Source organism: Pseudodesulfovibrio sp. 5S69 (assembly GCF_037094465.1).
In the GTDB taxonomy this organism is placed as follows: Bacteria; Desulfobacterota; Desulfovibrionia; order Desulfovibrionales; family Desulfovibrionaceae; genus Pseudodesulfovibrio; species Pseudodesulfovibrio methanolicus.
In genome coordinates, this window is the sequence record NZ_CP146609.1 from 1,480,671 (window position 1) to 1,505,753 (window position 25,083).

A 25,083-nucleotide genomic window follows, 5' to 3' on the forward strand; every position below is an offset into this window, starting at 1 on the left:
GGCTTATTTCCGGTCCAGGGCCCTGAGGTCGGCGTCCACCTCATCAAGGCGCGTCCGCCTTTCGACCCCGGACAGGGTCTCGTCGCGCTCCAGCTTCAGCCGCTTCTTGTACAGTTCCAGCCTGCGGATGGGGTCCAGCTGGGAGTTGTCCGACTCCTGGAAGCCGACCCACTTGCGGGCAGCCAGGTTGGCCGCCTCGCGGCGTACGCCCGCCCGGGTCTTGCCCTTGCCGGGCCGGGCGTAGCCCACGAAGAAATCGCGGATCTCGGCTTTGAGCGCGGGGTCGAGGTCCGAGCGGACCAGGACCGGGTCCGAGGGGATGCGCGGCGAGGTCCAGATGATCTTGATGCGCTTGTACTGCTCGGGGAAGCGCTCCCTGTAGCGGCCCAGGGCCGAGCTGTTGTTGGTGGCCACGTCCAACTGCCCGGAGGCCACGGCCAGGAAGTTCTCCTCGTGGTTGTGGTGGACCAGCCGCTTGAACGCCCCGGCCGGGTCCACGCCCCGGGAGGCGAAGAGGTAATAGCTCGGCACGGTGAAGCCCGAGGTGGAGTTGGGGTCGCCGATGCCGAACTCGATTTCGCCCGCGTGGTCCAAAACGTCTTCGGCGCTGTTCCAGGGCGCGTCCCGACGGGCGATGAGATGGGCGTAATACCCGGCCCCGTATTTGGTCGTGGTCTGGGCCACGACCTCGGCCCCGGCACGGTCCACGGCCTCGATGGCCGCCTTGTTGCCCAGCCAGGCGAGCTGGACCCTGTCGGCGGCCATGGACCAGATGACCCCGGCGTAGTCGTCCAGGACCACTGCCTCCACCGGGCGTCCCAGCCGCTTGGACAGGTCGTCGAGCACGGGCCGCCAGGAGCCGAGCAGGAACTGCTTGGAGTCCGTGGAGGCCAGTCCCATGACCAGGGGCGATGCCTGGGCCCGGCACCATCCTGGCTGGAGCAGGACGCAGGCCAGGGCGAGGATCGCCACGAAGGCGCGTCCGGCGATGGGGTGCGTTTTCATGAGCCTCCCGGATTTGCGGGTTTTCAGCTAACCGAAACTACCCGTGGGTACTGCATCTGGCAATTTAGGGAAGAAGGCATCGGATGATGTTGCGCAATCGTAACGTTGGGAGAAAACCGGGAAAAGCGAGGCCGTCCCGTTGCCGGAGCGGCCTCGTCGTTGATCGAATCCGGCGCGGGACCGGGCTAGTCTTCCAGGAAATAGTCCACGCTGGTGACCACCCGGACTTTCTTGATCTCCGGGGTGTACTGGTCGCGGTCCTGGAGGGAGAAGTACCCCTGGGAGGCGCGCCGGATGCCGCCCACGCGGGAGCCGGAGTCCTCGGCGAACTGTTTGGCAGCGCTCCGGGCGTTGCGCGTGGCCTCGGCGATCATGTCCGGCTTGATCTTGTTCAGCCCGGTGAAGGCGAAGGTCGGGCGGAACTCGTAGTTCTGGACCAGGAGCACACCGCGCGAGACCAGTTCGCCGGCCACGGACATGCCCTTTTTGACCTTGGCGATGTCGCCCGTGCGCACGGTGACCACAGCCTGGGCCGTGTAGCGGTGCGTGGGCCGCTGGTTGGGCGAGTTGTACTGGTTCTCCTGCACGCGGGGGGCCGCGTTCATGATGTCGGCTCCGCCCAGCCCCTGTTCGTCGAGGAAGGCCATGACCTTTTTGCGGGAATCGGCCAGGGCCGCGTCCAGGTCGGGCAGGGTGTCTGCGGCCACGCTGAAGCTGATGGGCCACATGGCCAGGTCGGCGGGCACTTCGCGCTCGGCCAGCCCTTTGACCGAGACGTAGCGGTCCATGGCCTTGAAATCCACCACTGCCCCGGCCAGGACCCAGCAGCCGGCCACGAAGCCGACGGCCAGGATGAGGCCTTTCAACAGGGAGGGGACGACGGGTCTATGTTCCATGACGTTTCCTTTTTGTTGGGGATGCTCTCCAATTTAGGAGCGTACCGCGTTCGTCCCGTGCGGGCAAGGTGCTGAAGCGAAAGAGTGAGGTGTGCTGTTGCCGAATTCCTCGTTTTGGGACTATACTCACTATCTTGTACCGGACCCCTAACGCGACGAGGACGACGCTATGAAACGACATCTCCTGACCCTGGCCGCCTTCCTGCTCGCGGTGGTCGCCGCCCTGCCTTCGGCAACCGCCACGGCCTCGGACGTGTTTCCCGACGTGGCGCTTCAGGGCAAGATCAGCCCGGAGCAGCGCCAGTATCTGGGGGTCCCGGACGGCGACATCCGGCTCTCGGACATCAACGCGGACTTCGTGTTCGTGGAGGTGTTCAGCATGTACTGCCCCATCTGCCAGCACGACGCCCCCGGCGTGAACGACATGTTCGCCCGGGTCCTGGCCTCGGCCGAGGCGGACAAGATCCGGTTCGTAGGCATCGCCGCGGGCAACACGCCCTTTGAGGTGGCCTTCTACCGCAAGAAGTTCGGCGTCCAGTTCCCGCTCTTCGAGGACCCGGACTACACGGCCCACAAGGCCGTGGGCAACGTGGGCACCCCGGCCTATTATCTGGTCGATCTGCGCGACCGCAGGCGCGCCATCCTGGTCTTCCACGAGGGCGAGATCAAGGACAAGGACGCGTTCCTGAAGAACGTGCTGGGACTGGTCGGGAAATAGGAGGAAATCATGAGACGTGCGTTGCTTTTCTCGCTGCCGGTCTTGGGGCTGCTGGCCTGGGGGCTGTTGGCCTCGGGCGCCCTGGCCGCCCACATGGAGACCTTCGACCCCGGCCGCCTCAAACCCACGGATTCGACCCTCAAGGTCAAGGTGGGCGACGCGGCCCCGGACTTCACCCTGCCCGCGATCAGCGGCGGCACGGTCACCCTGAGCGACTATAGAGGGAAGAAGAACGTGGTCCTGTCGTTCGTGCCCGCGGCCTGGACCCCGGTCTGCTCGGACCAGTGGCCGGGCTACAACCTGGCCCTGGACATGTTCCACGGGCTCGACGCCGAGGTCATCGGCATCAGCGAGGACAACATCCCGTCCCAGGCCATGTGGGTCAAGGCCATGCACGGCCTGGATTTCCCGGTGCTGTCCGACTTCTGGCCCCACGGCAAGGTGGCCGGGGCGCTGGGCATCCTGCGTTCGGACGGCATGGCCGAGCGGGCCATCGTGATCATCGACAAGAAAGGGATCATCCGCTACCTCGACGTCCACGACATCAACTCGCGGCCCGACCTGGGCGGCATCATCCACGAACTGGAGAAGCTCGCCGAGTAGGCCTAGCCCCCGGTCAGGTCCGCGGTCTCCTGGTCGAACAGCTCGGCGTACCGGGTGATGCCCAGGGTCTCGAACACGGACCGGAAGTTGCTCGACAGTCCGGCCAGGAATATCCGCGTGCCCGAGCCCGCGTTGTCGCTGAGCAGCCCGGTCAGGCCGGTGATCCCCGCGCCGTTGATGGAGGCGTTCTTCTCGAACTCGATGAGCACGGCCTCCTTGTTCATGGCCACGGCCTGCTCGAACGCCTCAGTCAGCCGGGGCATGGTCATGGCCGAGACGTTGCCGCGCACGCCGATGACTGCGGCCCGGTTCTTCTCCTCCAGAACCACCTGCCACTCCGCGTTGCGCGCGATGGTCATGCGCTCTCTGGCGCGGGTCAGGGCCTTTTCCAGGGCCTCGCGCTTGAGCGGCTTGTTGATGAAGTCCGTGGCGTCGAGGTTCAGGGCCTGGATGGCCAGGTCCATGTCGCCGTGTCCGGTGATGACGATGACCTCGGTGGCGGGGTTCAGCTTCTTGATGGCCTTCAGGGCCTCGATGCCGTCCATGACCGGCATCTTGATGTCCGTCAGCACCAGTTCGGGGGCCTCGCGCTGGAAGGTCTCGACCCCCTCGCGGCCGTTCTCGGCGGTCAGGACCTCGTAGCCGTAGGCCGAGAGCAGGAGGGTGAACATCTTCAGAGTGGGCCGTTCGTCGTCTATGACCAGTACTTTGTCGTTCATGCCTTGGACTCTCCTTGCGCGGTGGCGGCAGGGAACTCCATGCGGAAGACCGTGCCTTGTCCCTTGGTGCTGTCGATGCGGATCTCTCCGCCGTAATCCTTGATGATGCCGTAGGTTATCGCCAGGCCCAGGCCCATGCCCTGGCCCGCTTCCTTGGTGGTGAAAAACGGTTCGAAAATCTTCTGCTGATCCTTCTCGTCGATGCCGCCGCCCGTGTCCTCCACCTCGATGAACACCTTGCTCTCGTCGTTGCCCGTACGGATGATGATCCGCCGGTCCCCGCCGCCGTCGGCGTGGGATACGTCGTTGATGGCGTCGCGGGCGTTGGTCACCAGGTTGAAGATGACCTGCTGGAGCCGGTTGGAGTGGGCCCGCACCGGGGACAGGCCCTCGGCCAGCCTGAGCTCGAAGCGGATGTTGTCCAGTTCGAACTGGCGCCGGACCATGGACAGGACCGCGCGCACCGGCTGGTTCAGGTCCACGGACTCCTCCATGAGGTCGGACTTGCGGCCGAAGGAGCGCAGGGTGTCGATGATCTCGGCGGCCCGGTCCACCTGGGTAGAGATCTCGTTGACCACCTCCTCGAAGTGCTCCTTGGGGATCTCCAGATCCTCCTCCCGCATCATGGACAGGAACTCGCTGCCCACCTTGATGGCGTTGAGCGGTTGGTTGATTTCGTGGGCCACGCCCGCGGACATCTCGCCCAGGGACTTCATCTTGGCCGCCTGGATGAGCTGGGCGTCCTTCTCGATCAGCTCGGTGATGTCCGTGACCGCGATGATGATGGCCTGCTTGCCCCGGTAGGAGATGGGGCAGGCGTGCATGTTCACGAAGAAGGGCTCGCCGCCGTTCTTGTAGTGCAGCCGTTTGGGATAATAGACGCACCCGCCGCCGCCCTCGGTGAAGAAGTCCAGGCAGGCCGGGTTGTGCTCCGGGCCGAGGTCCAGGAAGGGCATGCCCAGGAGATCCTCGCGGGGATAGCCGTAGAGCTCGGTGGTCCGGGGGTTGGCGTCGCGGATGGTCCCGCTGGCGCAGTCCACCACGAAGATCGGGTCCGGGCCGGAGTCGAACAGGGAGCGGTATTTCTCCTCGGACTCGCGCAGGCGGCGGCGGTAGAGCTTGATGGACCAGACCATGTTGCGGAAGGAATCGCCGAGCTGGACCACCTCGTCGCCCTGGTGCTTGCGGTAGAAGGCGCAGTCCGCGCACTTGCGATGTGTCTCGGCGGGCGTCTGGCCGCTGCGCGACTGGTCAAAATGCCAGCAGGGGAGGTCCGTGTTGGAGAAGGCCGGGCACTCGGCCGAGTCCCAGTCCTCGCCCGAGCCGAGCTTGAGCGGGATGTCGAAGTTGCCCCGGCTGATCTCGTCGGACAGGCGGGTCAGGTCCGAGACCGGCTTGGTGATGTACTTGGACAGCCAGGAGGACAGGATGACGGTGATGATGACCACGGCCGAGATGAAGCCGAGGAAGGCCACGCGCAGCTTGCCCACCAGGGTGTCGATGTGCCGTTTGTTCAGCCCCACGTGGACCGTGCCGATGCGGTACAGCCCCTCGTTGATGGCCGCGGCCAGGTCGTAGACCTCCTGGTTGCCCAGCTCCATGAGTTTGATGGCGTCGGGCCGTCCCGGCGGCAGGGTGTTGGCGCGCAGGTTGTCGGGCAGCTTGTGGGTCAGGGTGTGGGCCAGGATGTTGCCCGACTGGTCCTCGATGAAGATGTAGGCCACCAGATCCTTGCGCTGCCGCAGTCTGGCCTCGTCGAAGATGAGCACCAGCAGCTTGGGGATGTCGTTGTCCAGGATGTAGGAGCCGCCGCGTTCGGCCACGGAGTGGGCGATGGCGAAGCCGCGCATCTCCAGTTCGTTGGTCAGGGAGGAAACCAGGATCCAGCGCGAGACCAGGGCGATGGCCACGGAGATGAACAGGACCGCGGCCAGCATGGAGAAGAGCAGTTTTTCGCGCAGGCCGATGCGGGTGAACCGGGCGGCCATGCGTTCCTTGAAGGTCATTGCGACCTCCCCAGCTCATGCTTGAACTCGGCCCAATCCGTGAAGGGGATGAACTTCCCGTCGTGCAGCTTGGTGAAGTGGATGGCGTCCAGGCCCTGTCGGTCATAGGGGCCGTACGTGATGGTCAGGTTCGGCCCGAGCTTGAAGTCCTTGATGGATTCGATGGCCTTGATGAACCCCTCGCGGGTCAGGTCGCGGCCCGCCCGGCGCAGCCCCTCGACCAGGATCTCGGCGTTGAGGAACCCTTCGAGCCCGACGAAACTCGGGGTGTCATCCGGGTAGTAGCGCCTCAGCAGCTTGACGTAGTTGGAGGCCGAGTCGTTCACGTCGTCGGATTCCACGGGCGGGGGGACCACCTGCGACATGAACACGTGGGCCGGGGAGGCCCTGCCCACACGCCAGGCCAGCTCCTCGGCGCCGACGAAGGAGACGGTGTAGAAGATCGGGTTGTACCCTTCTTCCTCGGAAAGATTGATGAACCGGGCGCAGGCCCCGTAGGTGCCGATCATGACCACGGCCTCGGCCCCGGACCTGCGGATGCGGTCCAGGCCGTCCTGGACGTCCAGGGTGCCCCGGATGTAGGAGCCGCGCGCCACGGGCTCCAGCTCGAACTTCTTGAGGGCCAGCTCGGTGCCGATGAGCCCGTCGAAGCCGTAGGCGTCGTATTGGTAGAAGACCGCGATCTTGGTCAACCCCAGGTCCTCGACCATGTGCCGGACCGCGGCCATGGTCTCCTGGTAGTAGGAGGCGCGGATGTTGACGACGTAGCGGTTGGGCGGCTGCCGGAGCGCGTTGGCCCCGGTGAACATGCCGATCAGCGGGACGCGCGCGTCCTCCACCAGGGGCAGGGCCTTCACGGTGGTCGGGGTGCCCACGTAGCAGAACAGGGCGAAGACCTGCTTGTCGATGATGAACCGCTGGGTGTTGGCCAGGCACTGGGGCGGGTCGTAGGAGTCGTCCGCGGCCTCGATCCGGATTCTGCGGCCGTGGACCCCGCCGCGCTCGTTGACGTAGCGGATGTAGGCTCGCGCGCCCTGGAGGGTCTGGGTGCCGAGATAGCCCGCGTGGCCGGACAGGGGCAGGGAAGAACCCAGGGTGATCAGGTCGTCGGTCACGCCCGGCGTCCCGGCGTCCTCGGCGGCGGTCTTTTCGGACCGGCCGCACCCGGCAAGGGCCAGCGCCAGGCAGATGAGGATGCACAAGACAGGGATTTTTCGCACGGTTCGGCTCCATGTTGGGGTCGGCGACCAGATATTGCCACTACCCCGTTACCGCCTCGTCGTCCAAAACACAAGAAGGGGGCATTTCCCCACAATGCAACATCGTTTATCGCTCTGATTTCAGGGAAAAGACCCCGGCAGGACCGGCCTGCCGGGGGCATGAAAAACTCCGTTTGCCCCGGTGGCTTCTGGCCGCCGGACGGTGTGGCTTACGGAGGTGTTCCCGCATGGAGCGTTCGAGATGGAGAACCCCGGCGCGGGGCGGACCCGCGCCGGGGGGATGTTCGTTAAGAGGACATGCGTTTGATCGGACGTCCCAGGCTGGCCAGGAACTGCTTCCTGGACATGGGGCCGCGCCAGGTGTCGGAGGCATCGGCGGACAGGGACTCGTAGTAGCTGTCCGGATCGGTTTGCACCAGGTAGATGACCCGCACCGAGTCGGCGTCCACCAGCTCCGCTTCGGGATACTTCTTGAGCGCCGCGGCCAGGTGCTCGTCGGCCAGGGCCAGCATCTCGTCCCGGTCGCCAAAGTTCATGGCGCCGGTGGGGCAGGTCTTGACGCAGGCGGGCAGGAGCCCGACCTTGACGCGGTCGATGCACATGTCGCACTTGACCACCCGGCCGGTCTTCTCGTCCACGCGGGGGATGTCGTAGGGACAGGCCATGGAGAAGGCGTCCTTGTCGGGTTCGTCGGCGGTCAGCTCGGTGTAGACCACGGCACCGGTCTCCTCGTCATGGATGATGGAACCGGGAATGGTCATGGCATCCAGACAGGGCGGCTCCACGCAGTGGCGGCACTGTTCCGGGAAGAACAGCCACTGCATGCCGTTGTCGGTCTCCACTTCCTCGAAGCGGACCAGTTTGAGGGTCGAGCCGGACAGATCCTTGGGGTTCTGGTGGGAGCCCCAGTTCTCGGTCTTGGTGGCGGGCAGTTTCTTCCATTGCTTGCAGGCAACCTGGCAACCACGGCAGGCCGTACACTTGGTCAGGTCGATGAAGAATGTCTTACTCATGTGTCATTCCTCCTTTACGCCTTACGGACGTTGACCATGAAGGCCTTGGTTTCGGGGATACCCGTGTTCGGGTCGCCTACGGACGGAGTCAGGATGTTGGCGGAATCGCCGCCGTCCTTGGGCCACGTCCAGCCGAAGTGCCAGGGCAGGCCGACCTGGTGGACGGTGGTGCCCTGGACCGTGAACGGCTTGAGCCGCTTGGTCACGATGGCCTTGGCCCAGATCGAACCGCGCACGGAATCGACCATGACCTTTTCGCCGTTGTCTATGCCGCGAAGCTGTGCCAGTTCCTGGCTCATCTCCACGAAGACCTGCGGCTCGGCTTCGACCAGCCAGGGCTGGTTGCGGGTCATGACGCCGGTCTGCCAGTGCTCGGTGACGCGGTAGGTGGTGCCCACCAGGGGATACCTGGGATCGCACACGGCCTTTTCCTCGTTGTCGAACTTGAGGGCGGTCGGGTTGTGCAGGGTGCTCGAGAAGGGGTGAGACTTCACCGGGCATTCAAGCGGTTCGTAGTATTCGGGGAACGGGCCGTCGGCGCGGCCGGGGCCGAAGAGCTGGCCGAAGCCGTTCTTGCGCATGATGAAGGCGTACTTGGTGCCCGGGGCCCAGCCGCCGTCGGGCACGTCGCCCACCCACTTCTTGCCGTTCCAGGCGATGACCGCCTTCTCCGGGTTGTAGGGGTTGCCCTTGAGGTCCACCGAAGCGCGGTTGTACAGCACGCGGCGGTTGACGGGCCAGCACCAGGAGAAGTTCGGGTACAGGCCGATGTTGGCCTGCGCCTCGGACTGGGCCAGCTCGCGCCGTGCGGCCAGGTTGCCCTTGGCGGTGTAGGAGTTGCAGTACAGCCAGTTGCCCGAGGTGGTCGAGCCGTCGGCCTGCAGGAAGGCGAAGCTGGGAACCTGTTCGCCCTTCTTGTACATTTTACCCTTGACCTCGATATCGCGGGTGAACTGGCCGTTGATCAGCTTGGCCGTTTTGTGAGCGTCGAACACGCCGTCGGTGGCGATGGCGTCCCAGGTCAGGCGGGTGATGGGCTCGGGGTAGACCCCGCCCTCCTTCTTGTACAGGTCCTGAATGTTCTTCATCAACTCGTACATGAGGTCGCCGTCCGGCTTCTGGCCGTTGGGAGAGTCCGGACCCTTGTAGCGCCACTGCATCCAGCGGCCGGAGTTGGTGATCGACCCTTCCTTCTCGATGGACACGGCGCAGGGCAGGAAGAACACCTCGGTCTTGATCTTGGAGGGGTCCATTCCCGGTCCTTCCCAGAACCAGCCGGTCTCGTTGGGGAAGATGTTGACGTTCACCAGCCAGTCCAGCTTGGTCATGGCCTGTCTGGTCTTGTTGGAGTTGGCGCCGGAGCAGGCCGGGTTCATGCCCCAGGCGAGCATGCCCTTGAACTGGCCCTTGTCCATCTTGTCGAACACGGTCAGCCAGGAGTATTCCCTGGCGGACAGCGAGTCGAGCCTGGGCAGGTAGTTGTAGGCCGTCGCGGGGTCGTCGTCCTGCCACATGGACTTGATCAGCGAGGCGGAGTACTTCGGGAAGTTGCCCCACCAGTTGGCCGATTTCGGATCATGGGAGATCGGGGTGTGGGCCTTGTTGTACGCTTCCAGGGTGGGCTCGGAACCCTGCGGGGTCGCGAGGTAGCCGGGCAGGATGTGGAACAGCAGGCAGTGGTCCGTGGACCCCTGGACGTTGGATTCGCCGCGCAGGGCGTTGACGCCGCCGCCGGCCACGCCGATGTTGCCCAGCAGGAGCTGGATCATGGCCATGGAGCGGATGTTCTGTACGCCGACGGAGTGCTGGGTCCAGCCCATGGCGTACATGATGGTGCCCGCCTTGTCCGCCTTGCCGGTGGCCGCGTAGGTCTCGTACAGCTTGACCAAGGCTTCCTTGGGCATGCCCGAGATGGAGGAGACCTTGTCCATATCGTAGCGCGCGTAGTGCTTCTTGAGCAACTGGTACACGCACCGGGGATCTTTCAGGGTCGGGTCCTTCTTCGGGTTGCCTTCGGCGTCCATGGCAAAGGCCCAGTTGGACTTGTCGTAGGACCGGGTGGTCTCGTTGTAGCCGGAGAACAGGCCGTCGTGGAAGGAGAACTTGTCGCCGACGATGAAGGAGGCGTTGGTGTAGTTGACCACGTACTCGTGGAAGATCAGGTCCTTGTCCAGGATGTACTTGATCATGCCGCCGAGCACGGCGATATCCGCGCCGGAGCGGATGCCCGCGTAGAAGTCGGCCTTGGCCGAGGTCCTGGTGAAACGGGGGTCGACGTGGATCAGGGTCGCGCCCTTTTCCTGCGCCTTGGTCACCCATTTGAAGGAAATGGGGTGGTTTTCGGCAGCGTTGCTGCCCATGATGAGAACACAATTGGAATTCTGGATGTCAATCCAGTGGTTGGTCATCGCACCGCGTCCGAACGACTCTGCCAGAGCCGCAACAGTTGCGCTGTGTCAGATACGTGCCTGGTGCTCGATATACACCAGGCCGAGGCTGCGGAGCATCGTCTGGTAAGCCCAGCACTCCTCGTTGTCGAGAGCGGCGGAGCCGAGGGAGGCGATGCCGTCGCAGCGGTTGACCACCTGGCCCTTGGCGTTCTTCTCGGTCCAGGTCTTGTCGCGGGTTTCCTTGATCCGCTTGGCGATGGTTTCCAGCGCCCAGGACAGGGAGACCTTCTTGAATCCCTTGGAATAGGGAGCCCGGTACAGGACGGAGTCCGGACGGCGGTCGTTGTCGCCCAACTGCCAGATGGAGGCGCCCTTGGCGCACAGGGCGCCTTCGTTGATCGGATGGTCCGGGTCGCCTTCGACGTTGACGGCCTTCATGTCCTTGAGGGACGTGTTCACGACCAGGCCACAGCCCACTGCGCAGTAGCAGCATACGGACGTGGTCTGCTTGCTCCATTTCGGGTCCAGGGCGGCGGCGAAATTCGGCAGCGTCGCCGTCTTGGCCTTGCAGCCGAACCCGAGCCCGCCGAACGCCGTGGCCGTGGCCGCGACAGCGGAGAGCTTGAGGAAGTTTCTACGGTTGGTGTGCATTATACCTCCTGTGTTGAATGCGGGTCAGCGCCCGCGGATCTCGCGGCCGAGCGCCACGAGCAGCTTGTAGCCGCCGGACTGTACGGCGGGACCGCAACCGGCCGGGATGACGGCGGGCTCGCCGATGTGGCGATGGACCGCCGGGGTCATCTCCCGGGCCGCCTGACGGACCTCGGCCGCAGCGAATCCCAGCCCGCCGAAGGGCATGGGCGCCACGGCGGCGGCAGCCGGCAAATGTTGGTTGTTCATGCGCATGCGCGTACCTCTCCCATTACTACTGTTATCCCCCTTATGATGAATCCGGGGCAGGCGGGCAAAGGAAGGGGTCTTGCGGCCCTTTTCACACAGGGAAAAACGTGCTTTTTTTAGCAGGATGGTGCTATTGCTGGGTCTACTTTATGTCAGTTTTGGCATAAGTTGATTTCCGCCTCACGGTTTGACACCGGAAAAATCGGGCGAAAACGGGGTGCGGCGAACGGGGAAAAGCCTGGATCCGGATTTCCGGACCCGGCTTTTCCCCGTTTTGCCGGCGCATGGAGCTAGTCCGTATTCGGCACCAATGCGCAGAGATAGGCGGCCAGGATTTCAGCCAGGGACTTTTCGCGGTTGTTGAAGCGGAATTCCAGCTCCTTCATGTACAGGGGGAAGCGCTGGCAGGAGATGCCCCGGAATTTCTTGATGCGCGACTGGGCGTACTCCCAGAATTCGTCGTGCACCGCGTCGATGTACGGGGGCTCGTCGTAGCGGCGGATGACCTCGTAGGGCAGGGAGTCGTTGCCGCAGAACATGAGCGCGTCGTACTCCTTGTAGCGGTCCGTGTAGACCAGGTTGCCCGAGCGGATGAGCTTGAGATGGAAGTTCATGTGGAAGTGGAACAGGGTCTCGGCCTGGAAGCCGGGCACCAGGTCGATGAAGACCAGGTCGTCGCGGCGGAGGATGCCGTAGACCGGGATGGTGTCCATGCGCATCTCGCGCGGTCCGCCGGTCAGCCGGTTGCCCTTTAGGTAGGAGTCCAGGCCGGTGGCCGGGCTGATCAACTGCCGGGCGTCCAGGGCGTTGGCCAGGATGGCGAAGCGGATGGCGGTCAGGGCCTTGTAGACCGTGTTGTAGGACAACCCCAGCTCCTCCTTCATCTGATGGACCGAACGCTCCTCCACGAACAGGACGATGAGCCGGAGCCATTCGCCGGGGCTGAGCGCGCCGTTGTTGATCCACCGGCCCGAGAAAGGCTGGAAGGTGTACTTGCAGGCCGCGCAGCGCAGCCGTTCGCCGGACAGGGTATAGACCTTGCGGTGGCCGCAGCGCGGGCAGAAGGGATCGCCCGTGGGCCAGGCCAGTTCCAGGAGATAGTCCCTGGCCTTGTCCTCGTCGCGGAGCAGCGCCTCGAAGGCGGCACCGTTGTCTGGCGGTGCGATGGCCGGCATGATGTGCGAATGCTTCTGCATGACGTCCCGTTGCGTTTCGGGCATGGTCCCTCCCGCTGTTAGAACCCCCAGGCGGACAGGGTGGCCCGCCGGTACCCCTGGTTCGCGGCCACGTAGTCCAGGGCCAGGGAATCCAGGTCGTCCAGGACCGGGAGCGCCACGCGGTCCAGTTCCCGGAAGTCGATGGTCTTCACATAGGCCTTGCAGGTATCGCAGACGTCCACCCGGAAGCCGGGCTCCTCGTCCACGGTGAAAAAGGTCAGCTTTTTCTGGTCGTCCTCGCCGCAGACCGGGCAGGCTATGCGCTTGATCCGGTAGTGGTGGCGGCAGAACGAGCAGGTGGCGTGCCGGAATCCTTCCTTCTGCTCAAGGGAGGAGATGAGCGGCATGGACCCGCAGACCGGGCAGGTGCCCACGGGCGTGACCTTCATCTCGGGCAGCTTCTCGGCCAGCATCCCGGCCGCGGCCTCAAGGGACGGGCCCATGGCCGCCAGGGCCAGGAAGGGCAGGGTCCGCGGGGCGTCGGGCATGCGCTCGGCCCAGGTGGAGAAGAAGGTCGTGTCGTCGTCCAGGACGTGCCGGAACAGCTCGGCCGGGGTCAGATCGCCCTTGTCCAGGGCCTCGGCCACGATTTTCGCGCCGTCGCCCAAAGGGCCTTCGGACTTGCCGACCAGGTCGACCATTTTGCCGAGCAGTTTCTCGGCCTGGGCCGCGTCAAAGGGAAAGTTCTCGCGGTTGATCAGGGACACCCCCTGGAGCACGGCCTCGGGCGGGGTGAGCTCGCCGTCCGGCGGCAGGGTCACCTCAGCCTCGGGCAGGGCGGCCAGTTGAAGGTGCGTCACCGCATCGAGTAAGTCGATGAGTTCCGCGGAGATGTACGACTTTTTGCGAAGCTGCGCCAGCTTACGGTCGAGCCTGCTCGTCTCAAGGGCCATGTTGCGTTCCATGTGGTTCTCCAGAGTGTTTTCCGATCTTGAAAAACAGTATCGGAGCGGAACGCTATCTTGCCAAAGGTCTTGCACTTCCTCAAGGTTTGACACTCATATTGATAACCAGTTGAGATACAAGTATTTTATTTGACAAATTATGCTTAAATGGACATATAATGGATAGAATGGCTCAATAAAACGGGTTGGTTACAAAGGTGGAAAAAATCATGCTTCCACGCTCGGCGAGCCCGGAATCAGAAGCCGACGATGCGTCCGTTGTCGTTGTAGACCCAGAAACTGTCGTCGCGGATGTTGCCGATGAGGGTGATGCCGGTCTTGCGGGCCAGTTCCACGGAGAAGCTGGTGGCCACGGCCGTGGAAGCCAGGACCGGGACGCCGATGCGGACCACCTTGAGCAGGATTTCCGAGGCGATGCGTCCGGTGGAGACGATCATCTTGTCGTCCACGGCCACGTCGTCGAGGAAGCACTGGCCGCAGAGCATGTCGATGGCGTTGTGCCGCCCGATGTCCTCGCGGAACAGGAGCATCTCGTCGGGTGTGCACAGGGAGGAGTTGTGGCAGCCGCGCGTGGTCTTGTACAGGGTGGAGCGCTCGTGGAGCTCCCTGGCCAGGGCCAGGATCTGCTCCGGGGTGACGCGCACGTCGCCGCCAACCTTGCGCTTGGAGATGGTCGCCACGTTGCGCCCGAAGTTGGTGCCCTTGCCGCAGCCCGAGGTGATGGACCGCTCCATGATCCGGTTCTCCCACGGGTCGTGGCAGACCTCCACCTCGGCCACCAGCCGGTCGCCCTCGTCGCGTACGGTCAGGTCCGTGATCTGGGCGGGGCTGGAGACGAAGGCGTCGGACTTGAGAAAGCCCACGGCCAGGTATTCCGGGTACTTCGCGGTGCACAGCAGGGTGACCACCTCGCGGCCGTTGAGCATGATGGTCAGCGGCACCTCCCGGATGGAGCTGATCCGCTTGCGGGTGAACCCCTGTTTGTATTCGTGGATTTCGTATTCGTATGATTCCGCGCTCATTTCCGCCTCCGTGCCGCAGTGCGGCGTCCCTTCCTGGCCCCTTCCTACCGTTTGGCGAGGGGGCCGGGCAAGCCCGCCCATTTACCCCTGACTCTCACACCCGGCCGGGCGTTCGGAAGCGGTCACCGGCATGGACGCGGGCCCGGTGGGGGGCTTCATGCCGGAGGAAGGCTTGGGCAGCGGGATGAAACTCCAGATTTTGACCAAGCCGCTCAAGGACGTCGGCCGGACCTCTTCCTCGGCTGCCCGGACAGCCCGGACTCGCTCGCCTGCCCGCCTGTTTCAGCGTGGGAGCGCACGCCTCCTGGCGGGCTTCGGACACCCTCCTGTTTAAGCTCATCGGTCGCAACCTGGGCGGCTCCCACAAACAGTTCTCCGACCTGGCGGCGTGTCCTCCGGGCAAAGCCGGACAAGGAAAAGGGCGGTCCAGCTTCCGCGGGGCCGCCCTTTTGCATCCGTTTCCCGGAGGTTATTCGGCGGCAACCTCCGCCTTGAGGTCGCTGCCCCGCTCGACCACCGCGGGGTCCCAGCGGTACTCCTTGAACTTCTGGCGGAAGAAGAAGGAGTAGAGGACCGGGCAGAGCACCAGGGTCAGGACCGTGGCCACGGTCAGGCCGGACATGATCAGGTTGGCCATGGGCCGCCACATCTCGCCGCCCTGGAGCGACAGCGGGACCATGCCGATGATGGTCGTGGTGGCGGTCATGATGATCGGGCGGGCGCGCTCCATGGACGAGAGCACGATGGCGTCGGCCATGGGCAGCCCCCGGCCACGCTGTATCTCGATGCGGTCGATGAGCATGATCGCGTTGTTCACGATGATGCCGAGCAGGGAGATCATGCCGAGCATGGGCATGAACCCGAAGGGCGAATTGGTCGCCAGCATGCCCACCGAGATGCCGATGAACATGGGCGGCAGGGTGAGCAGGATGATCAGCGGGCGGCGGATGGAGTTGAACTGGAAGATGAGCACCAGCACGAGCAGTCCCATGGCCAGCGGCATGTGGGCGTTGATGGCCTCCTGGGCCTGGGCGCTCTCCTCGAATTCGCCGCCGTACTCCACGTTGTAGCCCAGCGGCCAGTCGCTCTTGTCCATGAGCTCGCGAACGGCCGGCCGGACCTTGTTCAGGATGGACAGGGCGTAGTAACCGTCGGCCACGTCCGCCTTGATGGTCATGGTCCGTCCCTGGTCGCGGCGGCGGATGTCGGACGGCTGCCATTCCAGCTTGGTGGTGGCCACCTGGGACAGGGGCACGCTCACGCCGGTGTCGTAGGAGTAGACGTTCAGGCTGTCGACCTTGTCCAGGTGGTTGCGGAAGCCCTCGTCGTTGCGCAGCAGGATGGGGATGATGGTGTCGCCCTCTCGGTAGTCCGAGGCGGGCAGCCCGGACATGGCGGTCTGCAGCGACACGGCCACGTCGAAGCTGGACAGCCCGGCCTCGCGGGCCTTGTCCTGGTCCACGTGGACGATCATCTTCTTGGTCCACTGGCCCCAGTCGTCCCAGACGCGGGTCACGCCCTCCTGCTTCTCCACGATGGGCACGATCTCGTCGCGCAGGGCGTAGAGGGTCTTGATGTCCGGACCGGACAGGCGGATCTGGAGCTTGGCGCCCACCGGCGGGCCGTTCATCAGCTTGTTCAGGCTGTAGTCGGCGTCGGGGAAGCCCATGTTCAGGGCCTGCCGGGTGCGTCGGATGACCTGGTCCACGGCCTTGATGGACGTGGTATTGACCACGAGGGTGGCCAGGTTGTCGTTTTTCTGCTCCAGGTTCAGCGGCAGGTACCAGCGCGGCCCGCCGTGGCCCACGAACACGCCCACGCCGGTCACTTCCTTGTCGGCCAAAAGGACCTTCTCCAGCCGTTCCACGCGCCGTTCGGTGGCGGTGATGTCCGTGCCGTAGGGTTGCCAGAAGTCGATGGTGAACTGGGCCCGCTCGTTGGGCGGGAAGAACATCTTGGGCACGAACCGGAAGGCCCAGCCCGAGACCGCACAGCACAAAAGGATGGCGGCCACGAACACGACCCGGTGGCGCAGGGACCACAGGAGCAGCCCCCGGTAGGCGCGGTACAACCGGCTCGAAAAGGTCTGGATGGTCAGCTTGGGCTTGAGCAGGTAGTAGCACATCATCGGGACCATGGACATGGACAGCCCCCAGGAGCAGGCCAGGGTCAGGGTGACCACGATGAACAGGGATTCGCAGAATTCGCCCACCGGGTGGGTGGTGGCCAGCGGGATGGGCAGGAAGGCGAAGATGGTCGTCAGCGAGGCGGCCAACAGGGGCATCCACAGCTCGCCGACCGCGCCGGTGGCGGCCTTGAGCCGGTCTTCGCCCGCGGCCAGGCGGACCAGGATGGCCTCGGACACGACCACGCCGTTGTCCACCAGGATGCCGAGCGAGATGATCAGCGAGGCGATGGAGATGCGCTGCAGCCCCACGCCGAGGTAGGGCATGAGCGCGATGCAGCCGAGCATGGCCATGGGCACCAGGGATCCGGCGATGACGCCCGTGCGCAGGCCCGCGAAGAGCAGGATGATGACCACCACGAAGGCAAACGACTCGATCAGGTTGATCATGAAGTCGCTGATGGCCGTGTTGACGTAGTCGGGCTGGAACACGACCAGGTTGGTGTCCAGCCCGACGAACATGTTGGCCTTGAGCTCGTCCAGCCGCTTGGCGACCTTTTGCCCCAGTTCGGTGATGTTGCCCCCGTCGGCCATGGACACGGCGAGCATCAGGCAGGGCTTGCCGTTGTACCGGGCCATGGTGGACGGCGGGTCCGTGAAGCCGCGCGTGATGTCGGCCACGTCGGCCAGCCGGACCGAGGTCTTCTTGCCCGGCGGGCGGATGGACAGGGAGTAGATGTCCTGCACGCCCTTGAACTCGCCGGTGGGCTCGATGACGATGCGTTCCGGGCCGACCATGCTCGATCCGCTGGGCTGGAGCGTGTTCTGGCGGTCTATCATCTGGGCCAGGACAAAGGGGCTGATTCCGGCCGCAGCCATGCGCGAGTTGGTGAAGTCCACGAAGATGCGTTCGTCCTGTACGCCCCAGCGCTCGACCTTGCCCACGCCCTTGATTTTGAGCAGCTCGTCGCGCATGTCGTCGGCCGCGTCCTTGAGTTCGCGGTAGGAGAACCCGTCGCCGGTCAGGGCGATGACGATGCCGTAGACGTCGCCGAACTCGTCGTTGACCTGCGGGGTGCGAGCCTCCTCGGGCAGGTCCGGGGCGGCGTCGTCCACCTTGTTGCGCAACTTCTGCCAATAGGGCTGCATGTTCTTGATGGTGTCTTCGAACTCCACCTCGATGATGGACAGACCGGACATGGACTGCGATTTGACGGTCTTGACCCCGTCGATCTCGCGGATTCTCTCCTCAAGCTTGTCGGTGACCAGCTCCTCCACCCGCTGGGGCGAGGCGCCGGGAAAGACCGTGGTGATGACCCCGGTGCGGATGGTGAAGTCCGGGTCCTCGCCCTTGGGGATGGAGAAAAAGGTCATCACCCCGCTGACCGCGATGAGCAGGAACAGGACGAGGGAAGTCCGGTTGTTGGTGATGCACCACTTGGCCAGGTTCATGGTCAGCCCTCCGCCCCGTTGTTGACCAGCCGGACCTTGCGGCCTTCCTCAAGGCTGTGCACGCCCCGGATGACGATCACGTCGCCCTCGCTGATGCCGTCGAGGATCTCGAGCCCGGCCGGAGTGAGCTGGCCCACGGTGACGGAGTGGCGGGTCACGGTGGAGGTCTTGGGGTCCACCACCCAGACCGCGCGGGCACCATCGGGCTCGCCGAGGACGGCCACCGGGGGCAGGTAGAAGGCGGTCTTGGTGTGGCCCAGACCGGTGAAGCTCACGTGCCCGGACATGCCGCTGCGCAACGTCCGGTCCGTGTTGTCCAGGTAGACCTTGACCGGGTAGGTGGAGCCCGGGCCGGACTCCACGCCGATCTCCTCCACCTTGCCTTCCATGGTCCGGCCCGGCAGGGCGTCGAAGACCACGGCCACCTGGTCCCCTTCCCGTACCTGGGAGATGAGGGTGTCGGGCACGGCGATGTACATCTTCATCTGGCGGCCCGCGTTGTAGGTGGCGATGGCCTGGCCCGCGCTCACGTTCTGGTGCACGTCGGCCTCGACCTCGCCGATCCAGCCGTCGAACGGCGCGTGCAGGGTGGTGTAGCCCAGCCGTTTGCGGGCGATGTCCCACTGCTTGGCCGAGGCGCTGAGCTGGGCCTCGAAGGACTTGAAGTCCGCCTCGACCTGGTCGAGCTCGCCGCGCGAGATGACCCGGCTTTCGAACAGGCGGGAGTTGCGTTCCATGTCCGCCTTGGCGCGTACGTAGTTGGCCCGGACCTGTTCCATGTTGGCCTTGGCCTGCCGCAGCTCCAGGTCGTAGTCGGACGGGTCGAGGCGGGCGATGACCTCGCCTTTGGCGAACTTGCGGCCGATCTGGTTGCCGGGGAACTCGATGATCTTGCCGCCCACGCGGAAGGAGAGCCTGGTGGCCAGGGCGTCCTCGGCGGTGCCCGCGAACGACCACATCTTGTTGCTGTCGGCCCGGACGGCCCTGGTCGTCTTGACCGGGCGCACGGGTTCGGGCACGGGCTCGGGCGAGCGGTCGCAGGCGGCGAGCAGGGTCAGGCAGAGCAGGGCGGCGAGAGAAAGAAAACGGTTCATTGTGCGTTCTCCATGGGGAGGCCGAGCAGCCCCCGGATGCGGGTCTTGACGATGGCCTCGATGGTCTTGTGGTGCCCCTCGTAAGAGTCCCAGCCGAGTCGTTTGCAGATCAGGGCGTGGCTTTCCAGGAGCTTGATGACGACGCTGATGATCAGGTGCCCGGTGATGACCGCGTCCGTCTCGTCCCGGCAGTGGGCGGCGGTTCCCCTGACCAGGGCGGACAGGGATTCCAGGTTCGGTTTGAAGAATCCGGTTTCCATCTTGGAGAAGATCTCGGTCGGGTGGACCAGCTCGCGGGAGATGATGACCACGCCCCAGAGATAGTCGGTGCGGACCAGCAGGCCGTCGATCAGGGCGCTCATGAACCAGTCCACCACCCCCGCCCTTTCCTCCGGCGTGTCCCCGGCCTCGGCCAGGCGCGCTTTGACCGCCTCGGTGGGCGGGAAGATCTCGTCGCGGACCTTGGTGATCTCCTGGATGATGGCCCCGTACAGCCCGGCCTTGCCGCCGAAATGATAGCTCACCGTTGCCAGGTTGACCCCGGCCTCGGCCGCGAGGGTGCGCATGGACACGCCGTTGTAGCCGTTTCTGGCGAACAACTCCGCGCCCGTCTGGAGCAGCGTGGCCCGGGTTTCCTCGCCCTGGGCCCGCTTGCGGGATTTGCGTCCTGCGCTGGTCATGCCTGCCTCCCTGGGAAGGGTATCGATAAAGGGAAAGGTGAGTCATACGCCCGGTCCGGCTATTTTGTCAAACGTTCGTTTAAGATAGTGCGCATCGCCCCGCTCCGGTCCCGCGGCTGGAGGGCGGGCAATGAAAAAGGCCGGACGAGCGTCCGGCCTTTATCGTTTTCGTCGGGGAGGTCCCCGCCTATTCGTTGGAACCCTTCAGCTTGACCCAGTAGTCCTCGTAGAGCTTCATGGCCTCGCCGATGTCGTCCTGGAACTCACCGCGCGCGGCGGTGGCCGCGTCGGGGTAGACGATGGGGTTGTCGGCCACTTCGGGCTCAAGGAATTCGGCGGCCTTGGCGTTGGGGGTGGAGTAGCCCATCTCGGTGGAGATGGTCGCGGCCACGTCCGGGCGCAACAGGTAGTTCAGGAATGCGTGGGCCTCATCCAGGTTCTTGGCCCCCTTGGGGATGCACAGAGAATCCATCCACATGGAGAAGCCCTCCTTGGGGTAGACGTACTTGATCTCCGGGTTCTCCTGGTTGGCGATGTAGGCCTCGCCGTTCCAGACCACGCCCACGGAAACCTCGCCGGACAGCAGGGCCTGCTTGGGGGAGTCGGAGTCGAAGACCCGGACAAAGGGCATGAGCTTCTTGAGCTTTTGGTAGGCCTGCTCCAGGTGGGCCGGGTCGGTCTCGTTCAGGGAGTAGCCCAGGCTTTTCAAGGCGATGGCGAAGACATCGCGCGGGTCGTTGGGCAGGAGCAGGCGGCCTTTCATCTCCGGCTTCCAGAGGTCGGCGTAGGAGCTCACGGCGCTTTCGCCGAGAAGGCCGGTGTTCACGGCGATGGCCGTGGAGCCCCACATGTACGGCACGGAAAAGGTGTTGTCCGGGTCAAAGGGCTGGTCCGTGAATTTGTCCGACAGGTTGGCGAAGTTGGTCAGCTTGGATTTGTCGAGCGGCAGGAGCATGTCCTGGCGGCGCATGAGGCCGACATAGTCGGACGAGGGCACGATCAGGTCGTAGCCGTCGCCGGCCAGCTTGATCTTGGCGTACATGGCTTCGTTGCTGTCGTAGTTGGAGACGTGGACTTTGATGCCGGTCTCTTTGGTGAAGTTCTCGATCACCTCGTCCGGGATGTATTCGGACCAGATGTACAGGTAGAGTTCTCCGCTGCCGGCAAGGGCCGGGACCGCGAAGGCGAGGGTCAGGACGATTGCGAGCAGTAGCTTTTTCATGACTTCTCCTTAAGCAGCCGCCGGGACAGGAGGACGGCGGCCACGGTTATAATGATCATCAGTACGCTCAGTGCGTTGACGTCCGGCTTTATGCCGAGACGGACCATGGAATATATCCGCAGGGGCAGGACCTCGTAGGTCGGCCCCGTGGTGAAAAAGGAGACGATGACGTCGTCCAGCGACAGGGTGAAGCTCAACAGCCAGCCCGCGATGAGGCCGGGCGCGGCCATGGGCAGGACGATGCGCCGGAAGACCTGGTACTCGGCGGCCCCCAGGTCGCGGGCGGCCTCGACCACCGTGGGGTCGAACCCCTTGAACCGGGCATAGACCGTGGCCGTGACGAACGGCACGCACAGGGTCACGTGGCCCATGAGCAGGGTCCAGAAGCCGAGCGACAGCCCCACGCCGAGGAACAGGACCAGCAGGGAGATGCCGATGACGATGTCCGGGGACATCATCATGACGAAGATGGACGCGAAGACCGCGCGGCGGCCCCTGAAGCGGTACTGGTGGAGCATGAACGCGGCCAGGGTGCCGATGACGCAGGAGACCGTGGCCGAGACCACGGCGATGGTCATGGAGCGGAAGGCCGCGTCCACCAGGGTGTTGTTTTTGAGTAGCTGCCCGTACCAGTGCAGGGTGAACCCCTTCCAGGCCAGGGAGTACTTGGAGGCGTTGAAGGAATAGACCGCGATGACCACCAGCGGTAGGTAGAGGAAGGCGAAGACCAGGGCCGCGTAGACCCGCTTGACCCAGATGTTCATATGCGCACCTTCCTTCCGGCCCGGCGCACGCTTTTGTAGTACAGGGCGAGCATCAGCCCCATGATCACGGTCATGGCGATGGACGCCGCGGCCCCGAGCGGGATGTTGCGGGCCGCCAGGAACTGGTCGCGGATGTAGTTGCCGAGCAGCATGGTCCGCGCCCCGCCCAGGATATCCGGGATGTAGAACATGCCCAGCGCGGGCAGGAAGACGAGCATACAGCCCGAGACGATGCCGGGCATGGTCAGCGGCACGGTGATCTTGCGGAAGGTCGAGAAGCGGCTCGCCCCGAGGTCGCGGGAGGCCTCCAGGAGCTTCAGGTCCAGCTTCTCGATGGCCGCGTACAGCGGCAGGATCATGAACGGCAACAGGGTGTAGACCAGGCCGATGAAGACCGCCGCGGGCGTGTACATGAGCTTGAGCGGCGCGTCGATGACCCCGAGGAAGAGCAGGAACGTGTTGACCACGCCGTCGGCCTTGAGCACGGCCACCAGGGCGTAGGTGCGGATCAGCGTGTTGGTCCAGAACGGGATCATGACCAGCAGGAGCAGGGTTCTGGTGTAGCGCCTGTCGGCCCGGGCCACGATGTAGGCAAAGGGGTAGCCGATGAGCAGGCACAGCAGCGTGGCCGTGGCGGCCATGATCATGGACTCGGCCAGCATGGACCCCAGGGCGGGCTGGAGCAGTTCGCGGTAGCTCGCAAGGGAGAGAGCCGGTTCGATCAGGCTGTCCGGGTCCCGCTTGAGGAAGCTGACAGCCAGGAGCATGAGGGTGGGCACGGCCCCGAACAGGACCATCCAGCCGAGCACGCCGGTGACGACCAGCCGCTTGAACAGGCTATCCTTCATGGGGCAGGACCACCTCCCAACCCTCGAACCAGCCCACGGCCACCCGGTCGCCTGCGTGGAAGTAAAGGGTCTCGCTGTCCTCGTCGAAGAACTCGGTGACCAGGATGCGCTTGCCGTCGTCCAGGGTGATGTCCACGTCGTAGGTGGCTCCCCGGTAGCAGGTGCCGTCCACCGTGCCCTTGAGCAGCGCCTTGGCGAACTTGTCGGCCAGGTCCGGGGATTCCTCCAGGTCCTTCATGACCTCCACGCGGAAGTCCTCGGGCCGCAGGAGGACGTGCACCCGATCGCCGTCGGCGAACTCGCGCCTGGCCTTGACCAGCACGGCCGCGCCTTCCACCTCGGCGGTGTAGCTCTCGCCCCGCCTCCCGGTGATGGTCCCGTCCAGGGCGTTGATCTCGCCCACGAAGCGGGCCACGTACAGGTTGGCCGGTTCCTCGTAGATTTCGCGCGGGGTGCCCACCTGTTCGATGCGTCCGTCGTTCATGACCACCACACGGTCGGACATGGAGAAGGCCTCCTCCTGGTCGTGGGTGACCAGGACGAAGGTGATGTCCAGGGTGCGCTGCAACGCCTTGAGTTCCTTTTGCATCTGTTTGCGCAACCGGTAGTCCAGGGCGGACAGGGGCTCGTCCAGGAGCAGGACGCGCGGCTTGTTGACGATGGCCCTGGCAATGGCCACGCGCTGCTGCTGGCCGCCGGACAGTTCCTTGGGCATGCGTCGGCCCATGGGTTCCAGACGGACCAGCCGCAACGCCTCGTACACCGTGCGCCGGACGTCGGCCTCGCCCATCCCGGCGATGCGCAGGCCGAAGGCCACGTTGTCGAAGACGTTCATGTGCGGGAACAGGGCGTAGCTCTGGAACACGGTGTTCACGGCCCTGGACTCCGGGGGCACGCCCTTGACCGGGCGCCCGTCCAGCGCCACCACCCCGCAGTCGCTCTCCTCGAATCCGCCGAGGATGCGCAGGATGGTGGTTTTGCCGCACCCCGAGGGGCCGAGCAGAGTGATGAACTCCCCGTCCTCGATGGACAGGGAGATGTTTTCGACGGCGATCTCCCCGTCAAAGGACTTGGAGACGCCGTCCAGGGTGACGACAGGCTGGGTCATGTTTTTCCTTTAAGGATTCGGCATCGTGGCGGACGCGGTCACGGCAGGCTCACGGGCTGCAGGACAACCCCGTCCTCCGGGACGGGAAGCGCACGGCGGCGACGCAATTTCGTTTTCAGGGACTCGATGCCCGGGTTGAACAGGAAATGAACCACCACGGAAGCCGTCAGCGCGGCGGCCAGGATCTGTCCCCCTTCGGGGTCTTCCGCATAGGTCTCGAACAGGGCGATGGCGATGTAGTGGAGCAGATAGAACGGGTAGCTGATCTTGCCCGCGAACCTGTCGAACCGTAACCGTTTGAAGCCGCGGAAGACAAGGGGCATCGAAAGCAGGGCGGCCGTGGGCAGGAAAAAGGGCAAAAGCGCCTCGGGTACGCCGTCGGCCACCAGGGCCAGCCCGGCCAGGGCCAGGAAGAGGCCGTAGTCGTACCAGCGCGGAGCATCGGGCAGCCGCCGGTGGACCCGGTAGGCCAGGATGCCGCCCGCGAAGAGCCAGAACTCCAGGGGGAAGAAGCGCTTGAAAAAGATCACGTCGGACACGGGGGAGGCCATGACCGCGACCTTGAGGGCCAGGCTCGCGGCCATGAGCCCGACCAGGGTCCGGGAGCGCAGCCGGACCAGGAACGGGGCCAGGGCATAGAAGGTCACCTCCAGCGACAGGGACCAGGCCTGGATGAGCGGAGCGTCGGCCCACAGGGCGTCGTGATTGTGGGCAACAAAGTGCAGGCCGCCCCCCGGTGTGCGGGCCAGGGAGAAAAGCAGCTCCTGGCCGATGGTCGTGGCCGAGGTCCAGGCCATGACCAGGAAGGCGGCGGGGTCGGCCACGATGGCCCGCAGGGTCTCCCGGTTGGTCAGGGAGTGGACGTCCAGGCTGGTCAACAGCCCCAGGCTGATCACCAGGGCCAGGACGTACATGGGGTACAGGGTCAGGAAGCGGCCCCAGTAAAAGGAACTCGCGTCACGGTAGGACCGGTCCAGGATCAGGGCCATGTAGAAGCCCGAGATGGCGAAAAAGGTCAGCACCGCCTCGTGGCCGTTGACCAGGAGCGCTCCTTCGAAGGTGGGGAAGTGCGAATTGAAGACCGCGAAGGCGAGCAGCAGGCGGATGAGGCCCATACCGTTACCTCCCTCTCCGGGAAAGCGGACCGCGGAGGTCCGGCCTGGGGGTGCGTGCGGC

The 25,083-nt window shown here is 64.7% G+C and carries 21 protein-coding genes; 2 read left to right on the forward strand and 19 right to left on the reverse strand.

The window, feature by feature from the left end; all coding sequences use genetic code 11:
• Positions 1–3: 3 nt before the first annotated feature.
• Positions 4–1,005, reverse strand: coding sequence for a phosphate/phosphite/phosphonate ABC transporter substrate-binding protein (phnD, locus tag V8V93_RS06890; protein WP_338669626.1), 1,002 nt, complete (start codon positions 1,003–1,005; stop codon positions 4–6).
• A gap of 185 nt (positions 1,006–1,190) precedes the next feature.
• Positions 1,191–1,901 carry an SIMPL domain-containing protein gene (locus V8V93_RS06895; protein WP_338669627.1) on the reverse strand — a complete coding sequence of 237 codons (711 nt, stop codon included), beginning with the start codon at positions 1,899–1,901 and terminating at the stop codon, positions 1,191–1,193.
• A gap of 169 nt (positions 1,902–2,070) precedes the next feature.
• Between V8V93_RS06895 and V8V93_RS06900 the strand changes: the two genes are divergently transcribed.
• Together V8V93_RS06900 and V8V93_RS06905 are read left to right on the forward strand one after the other, a co-directional pair.
• On the forward strand, positions 2,071–2,619 hold the full coding sequence (locus tag V8V93_RS06900) for a TlpA disulfide reductase family protein (protein WP_338669628.1): 549 nt from the start codon (positions 2,071–2,073) through the stop codon (positions 2,617–2,619).
• Positions 2,620–2,628: 9 nt separating this feature from the next.
• Positions 2,629–3,222, forward strand: coding sequence for a peroxiredoxin (locus tag V8V93_RS06905; RefSeq protein ID WP_338669629.1), 594 nt, complete (start codon positions 2,629–2,631; stop codon positions 3,220–3,222).
• 2 nt (positions 3,223–3,224) lie between these two features.
• Here V8V93_RS06905 and V8V93_RS06910 read toward each other — a convergent pair whose 3' ends face one another.
• The 17 genes from V8V93_RS06910 to V8V93_RS06990 all read right to left on the reverse strand — a co-directional run bounded on the left by V8V93_RS06910 (position 3,225) and on the right by V8V93_RS06990 (position 25,022).
• A complete protein-coding gene (locus V8V93_RS06910; RefSeq protein ID WP_338669630.1) occupies positions 3,225–3,941 on the reverse strand; it encodes a response regulator in 717 nt (238 codons plus the stop codon).
• Positions 3,938–5,947: an ATP-binding protein gene (locus V8V93_RS06915; protein ID WP_338669631.1), complete on the reverse strand. Its 2,010-nt coding sequence runs from the start codon at positions 5,945–5,947 to the stop codon at positions 3,938–3,940. Before V8V93_RS06915 ends, V8V93_RS06910 begins: the two co-directional genes overlap by 4 nt.
• Entirely contained in the window at positions 5,944–7,167 is a 1,224-nt protein-coding gene (locus tag V8V93_RS06920) for an ABC transporter substrate-binding protein (RefSeq protein WP_338669632.1), read from the reverse strand. The genes V8V93_RS06915 and V8V93_RS06920 overlap by 4 nt, the downstream gene beginning before the upstream one ends.
• Before the next feature lie 287 nt (positions 7,168–7,454).
• A complete protein-coding gene (locus tag V8V93_RS06925; protein ID WP_338669633.1) occupies positions 7,455–8,180 on the reverse strand; it encodes a 4Fe-4S dicluster domain-containing protein in 726 nt (241 codons plus the stop codon).
• Positions 8,181–8,194: 14 nt separating this feature from the next.
• Positions 8,195–11,221, reverse strand: a complete 3,027-nt coding sequence (gene fdnG / locus V8V93_RS06930; protein WP_338669634.1) for a formate dehydrogenase-N subunit alpha — start codon at positions 11,219–11,221, stop codon at positions 8,195–8,197.
• Between the two features lie 24 nt (positions 11,222–11,245).
• Positions 11,246–11,470: a hypothetical protein gene (locus V8V93_RS06935; RefSeq protein ID WP_338669635.1), complete on the reverse strand. Its 225-nt coding sequence runs from the start codon at positions 11,468–11,470 to the stop codon at positions 11,246–11,248.
• Between the two features lie 290 nt (positions 11,471–11,760).
• Complete coding sequence (locus tag V8V93_RS06940; protein ID WP_422394413.1) at positions 11,761–12,645, reverse strand: transposase; 885 nt, start codon at positions 12,643–12,645, stop codon at positions 11,761–11,763.
• Positions 12,646–12,704: 59 nt separating this feature from the next.
• Positions 12,705–13,592 carry a formate dehydrogenase accessory protein FdhE gene (locus V8V93_RS06945; protein ID WP_338669637.1) on the reverse strand — a complete coding sequence of 296 codons (888 nt, stop codon included), beginning with the start codon at positions 13,590–13,592 and terminating at the stop codon, positions 12,705–12,707.
• A gap of 236 nt (positions 13,593–13,828) precedes the next feature.
• Positions 13,829–14,614, reverse strand: a complete 786-nt coding sequence (gene fdhD / locus V8V93_RS06950) for a formate dehydrogenase accessory sulfurtransferase FdhD (RefSeq protein ID WP_338669638.1) — start codon at positions 14,612–14,614, stop codon at positions 13,829–13,831.
• 469 nt (positions 14,615–15,083) lie between these two features.
• Positions 15,084–18,191: an efflux RND transporter permease subunit gene (locus V8V93_RS06955; protein ID WP_338669639.1), complete on the reverse strand. Its 3,108-nt coding sequence runs from the start codon at positions 18,189–18,191 to the stop codon at positions 15,084–15,086.
• 2 nt (positions 18,192–18,193) lie between these two features.
• Positions 18,194–19,285: an efflux RND transporter periplasmic adaptor subunit gene (locus V8V93_RS06960; RefSeq protein WP_338669640.1), complete on the reverse strand. Its 1,092-nt coding sequence runs from the start codon at positions 19,283–19,285 to the stop codon at positions 18,194–18,196.
• Positions 19,282–19,965, reverse strand: a complete 684-nt coding sequence (locus V8V93_RS06965; RefSeq protein WP_338669641.1) for a CerR family C-terminal domain-containing protein — start codon at positions 19,963–19,965, stop codon at positions 19,282–19,284. Before V8V93_RS06965 ends, V8V93_RS06960 begins: the two co-directional genes overlap by 4 nt.
• A gap of 187 nt (positions 19,966–20,152) precedes the next feature.
• Positions 20,153–21,187 carry an extracellular solute-binding protein gene (locus V8V93_RS06970; protein ID WP_338669642.1) on the reverse strand — a complete coding sequence of 345 codons (1,035 nt, stop codon included), beginning with the start codon at positions 21,185–21,187 and terminating at the stop codon, positions 20,153–20,155.
• Complete coding sequence (gene potC, locus V8V93_RS06975) at positions 21,184–21,951, reverse strand: spermidine/putrescine ABC transporter permease PotC (protein WP_338669643.1); 768 nt, start codon at positions 21,949–21,951, stop codon at positions 21,184–21,186. The genes V8V93_RS06970 and potC overlap by 4 nt, the downstream gene beginning before the upstream one ends.
• A complete protein-coding gene (gene potB / locus V8V93_RS06980; RefSeq protein WP_338669644.1) occupies positions 21,948–22,799 on the reverse strand; it encodes a spermidine/putrescine ABC transporter permease PotB in 852 nt (283 codons plus the stop codon). The genes potC and potB overlap by 4 nt, the downstream gene beginning before the upstream one ends.
• Positions 22,789–23,907, reverse strand: coding sequence for a spermidine/putrescine ABC transporter ATP-binding protein PotA (gene potA / locus V8V93_RS06985; RefSeq protein ID WP_338669645.1), 1,119 nt, complete (start codon positions 23,905–23,907; stop codon positions 22,789–22,791). Before potA ends, potB begins: the two co-directional genes overlap by 11 nt.
• A gap of 38 nt (positions 23,908–23,945) precedes the next feature.
• On the reverse strand, positions 23,946–25,022 hold the full coding sequence (locus V8V93_RS06990; RefSeq protein ID WP_338669646.1) for an acyltransferase family protein: 1,077 nt from the start codon (positions 25,020–25,022) through the stop codon (positions 23,946–23,948).
• Positions 25,023–25,083: the final 61 nt, after the last annotated feature.

What these genes read in the sequence shown, in the direction of transcription:
- phnD (WP_338669626.1), bottom strand. Translation starts at nt 1,005, where the DNA reads ATGAAAACGCACCCCATCGCCGGACGCGCCTTCGTGGCGATCCTCGCC.
- V8V93_RS06895 (WP_338669627.1), bottom strand. Translation starts at nt 1,901, where the DNA reads ATGGAACATAGACCCGTCGTCCCCTCCCTGTTGAAAGGCCTCATCCTG.
- V8V93_RS06900 (WP_338669628.1), top strand. Translation starts at nt 2,071, where the DNA reads ATGAAACGACATCTCCTGACCCTGGCCGCCTTCCTGCTCGCGGTGGTC.
- V8V93_RS06905 (WP_338669629.1), top strand. Translation starts at nt 2,629, where the DNA reads ATGAGACGTGCGTTGCTTTTCTCGCTGCCGGTCTTGGGGCTGCTGGCC.
- V8V93_RS06910 (WP_338669630.1), bottom strand. Translation starts at nt 3,941, where the DNA reads ATGAACGACAAAGTACTGGTCATAGACGACGAACGGCCCACTCTGAAG.
- V8V93_RS06915 (WP_338669631.1), bottom strand. Translation starts at nt 5,947, where the DNA reads ATGACCTTCAAGGAACGCATGGCCGCCCGGTTCACCCGCATCGGCCTG.
- V8V93_RS06925 (WP_338669633.1), bottom strand. Translation starts at nt 8,180, where the DNA reads ATGAGTAAGACATTCTTCATCGACCTGACCAAGTGTACGGCCTGCCGT.
- V8V93_RS06935 (WP_338669635.1), bottom strand. Translation starts at nt 11,470, where the DNA reads ATGAACAACCAACATTTGCCGGCTGCCGCCGCCGTGGCGCCCATGCCC.
- V8V93_RS06940 (WP_422394413.1), bottom strand. Translation starts at nt 12,645, where the DNA reads ATGCCGGCCATCGCACCGCCAGACAACGGTGCCGCCTTCGAGGCGCTG.
- V8V93_RS06945 (WP_338669637.1), bottom strand. Translation starts at nt 13,592, where the DNA reads ATGGAACGCAACATGGCCCTTGAGACGAGCAGGCTCGACCGTAAGCTG.
- fdhD (WP_338669638.1), bottom strand. Translation starts at nt 14,614, where the DNA reads ATGAGCGCGGAATCATACGAATACGAAATCCACGAATACAAACAGGGG.
- V8V93_RS06955 (WP_338669639.1), bottom strand. Translation starts at nt 18,191, where the DNA reads ATGAACCTGGCCAAGTGGTGCATCACCAACAACCGGACTTCCCTCGTC.
- V8V93_RS06960 (WP_338669640.1), bottom strand. Translation starts at nt 19,285, where the DNA reads ATGAACCGTTTTCTTTCTCTCGCCGCCCTGCTCTGCCTGACCCTGCTC.
- V8V93_RS06965 (WP_338669641.1), bottom strand. Translation starts at nt 19,965, where the DNA reads ATGACCAGCGCAGGACGCAAATCCCGCAAGCGGGCCCAGGGCGAGGAA.
- V8V93_RS06970 (WP_338669642.1), bottom strand. Translation starts at nt 21,187, where the DNA reads ATGAAAAAGCTACTGCTCGCAATCGTCCTGACCCTCGCCTTCGCGGTC.
- potC (WP_338669643.1), bottom strand. Translation starts at nt 21,951, where the DNA reads ATGAACATCTGGGTCAAGCGGGTCTACGCGGCCCTGGTCTTCGCCTTC.
- potB (WP_338669644.1), bottom strand. Translation starts at nt 22,799, where the DNA reads ATGAAGGATAGCCTGTTCAAGCGGCTGGTCGTCACCGGCGTGCTCGGC.
- potA (WP_338669645.1), bottom strand. Translation starts at nt 23,907, where the DNA reads ATGACCCAGCCTGTCGTCACCCTGGACGGCGTCTCCAAGTCCTTTGAC.
- V8V93_RS06990 (WP_338669646.1), bottom strand. Translation starts at nt 25,022, where the DNA reads ATGGGCCTCATCCGCCTGCTGCTCGCCTTCGCGGTCTTCAATTCGCAC.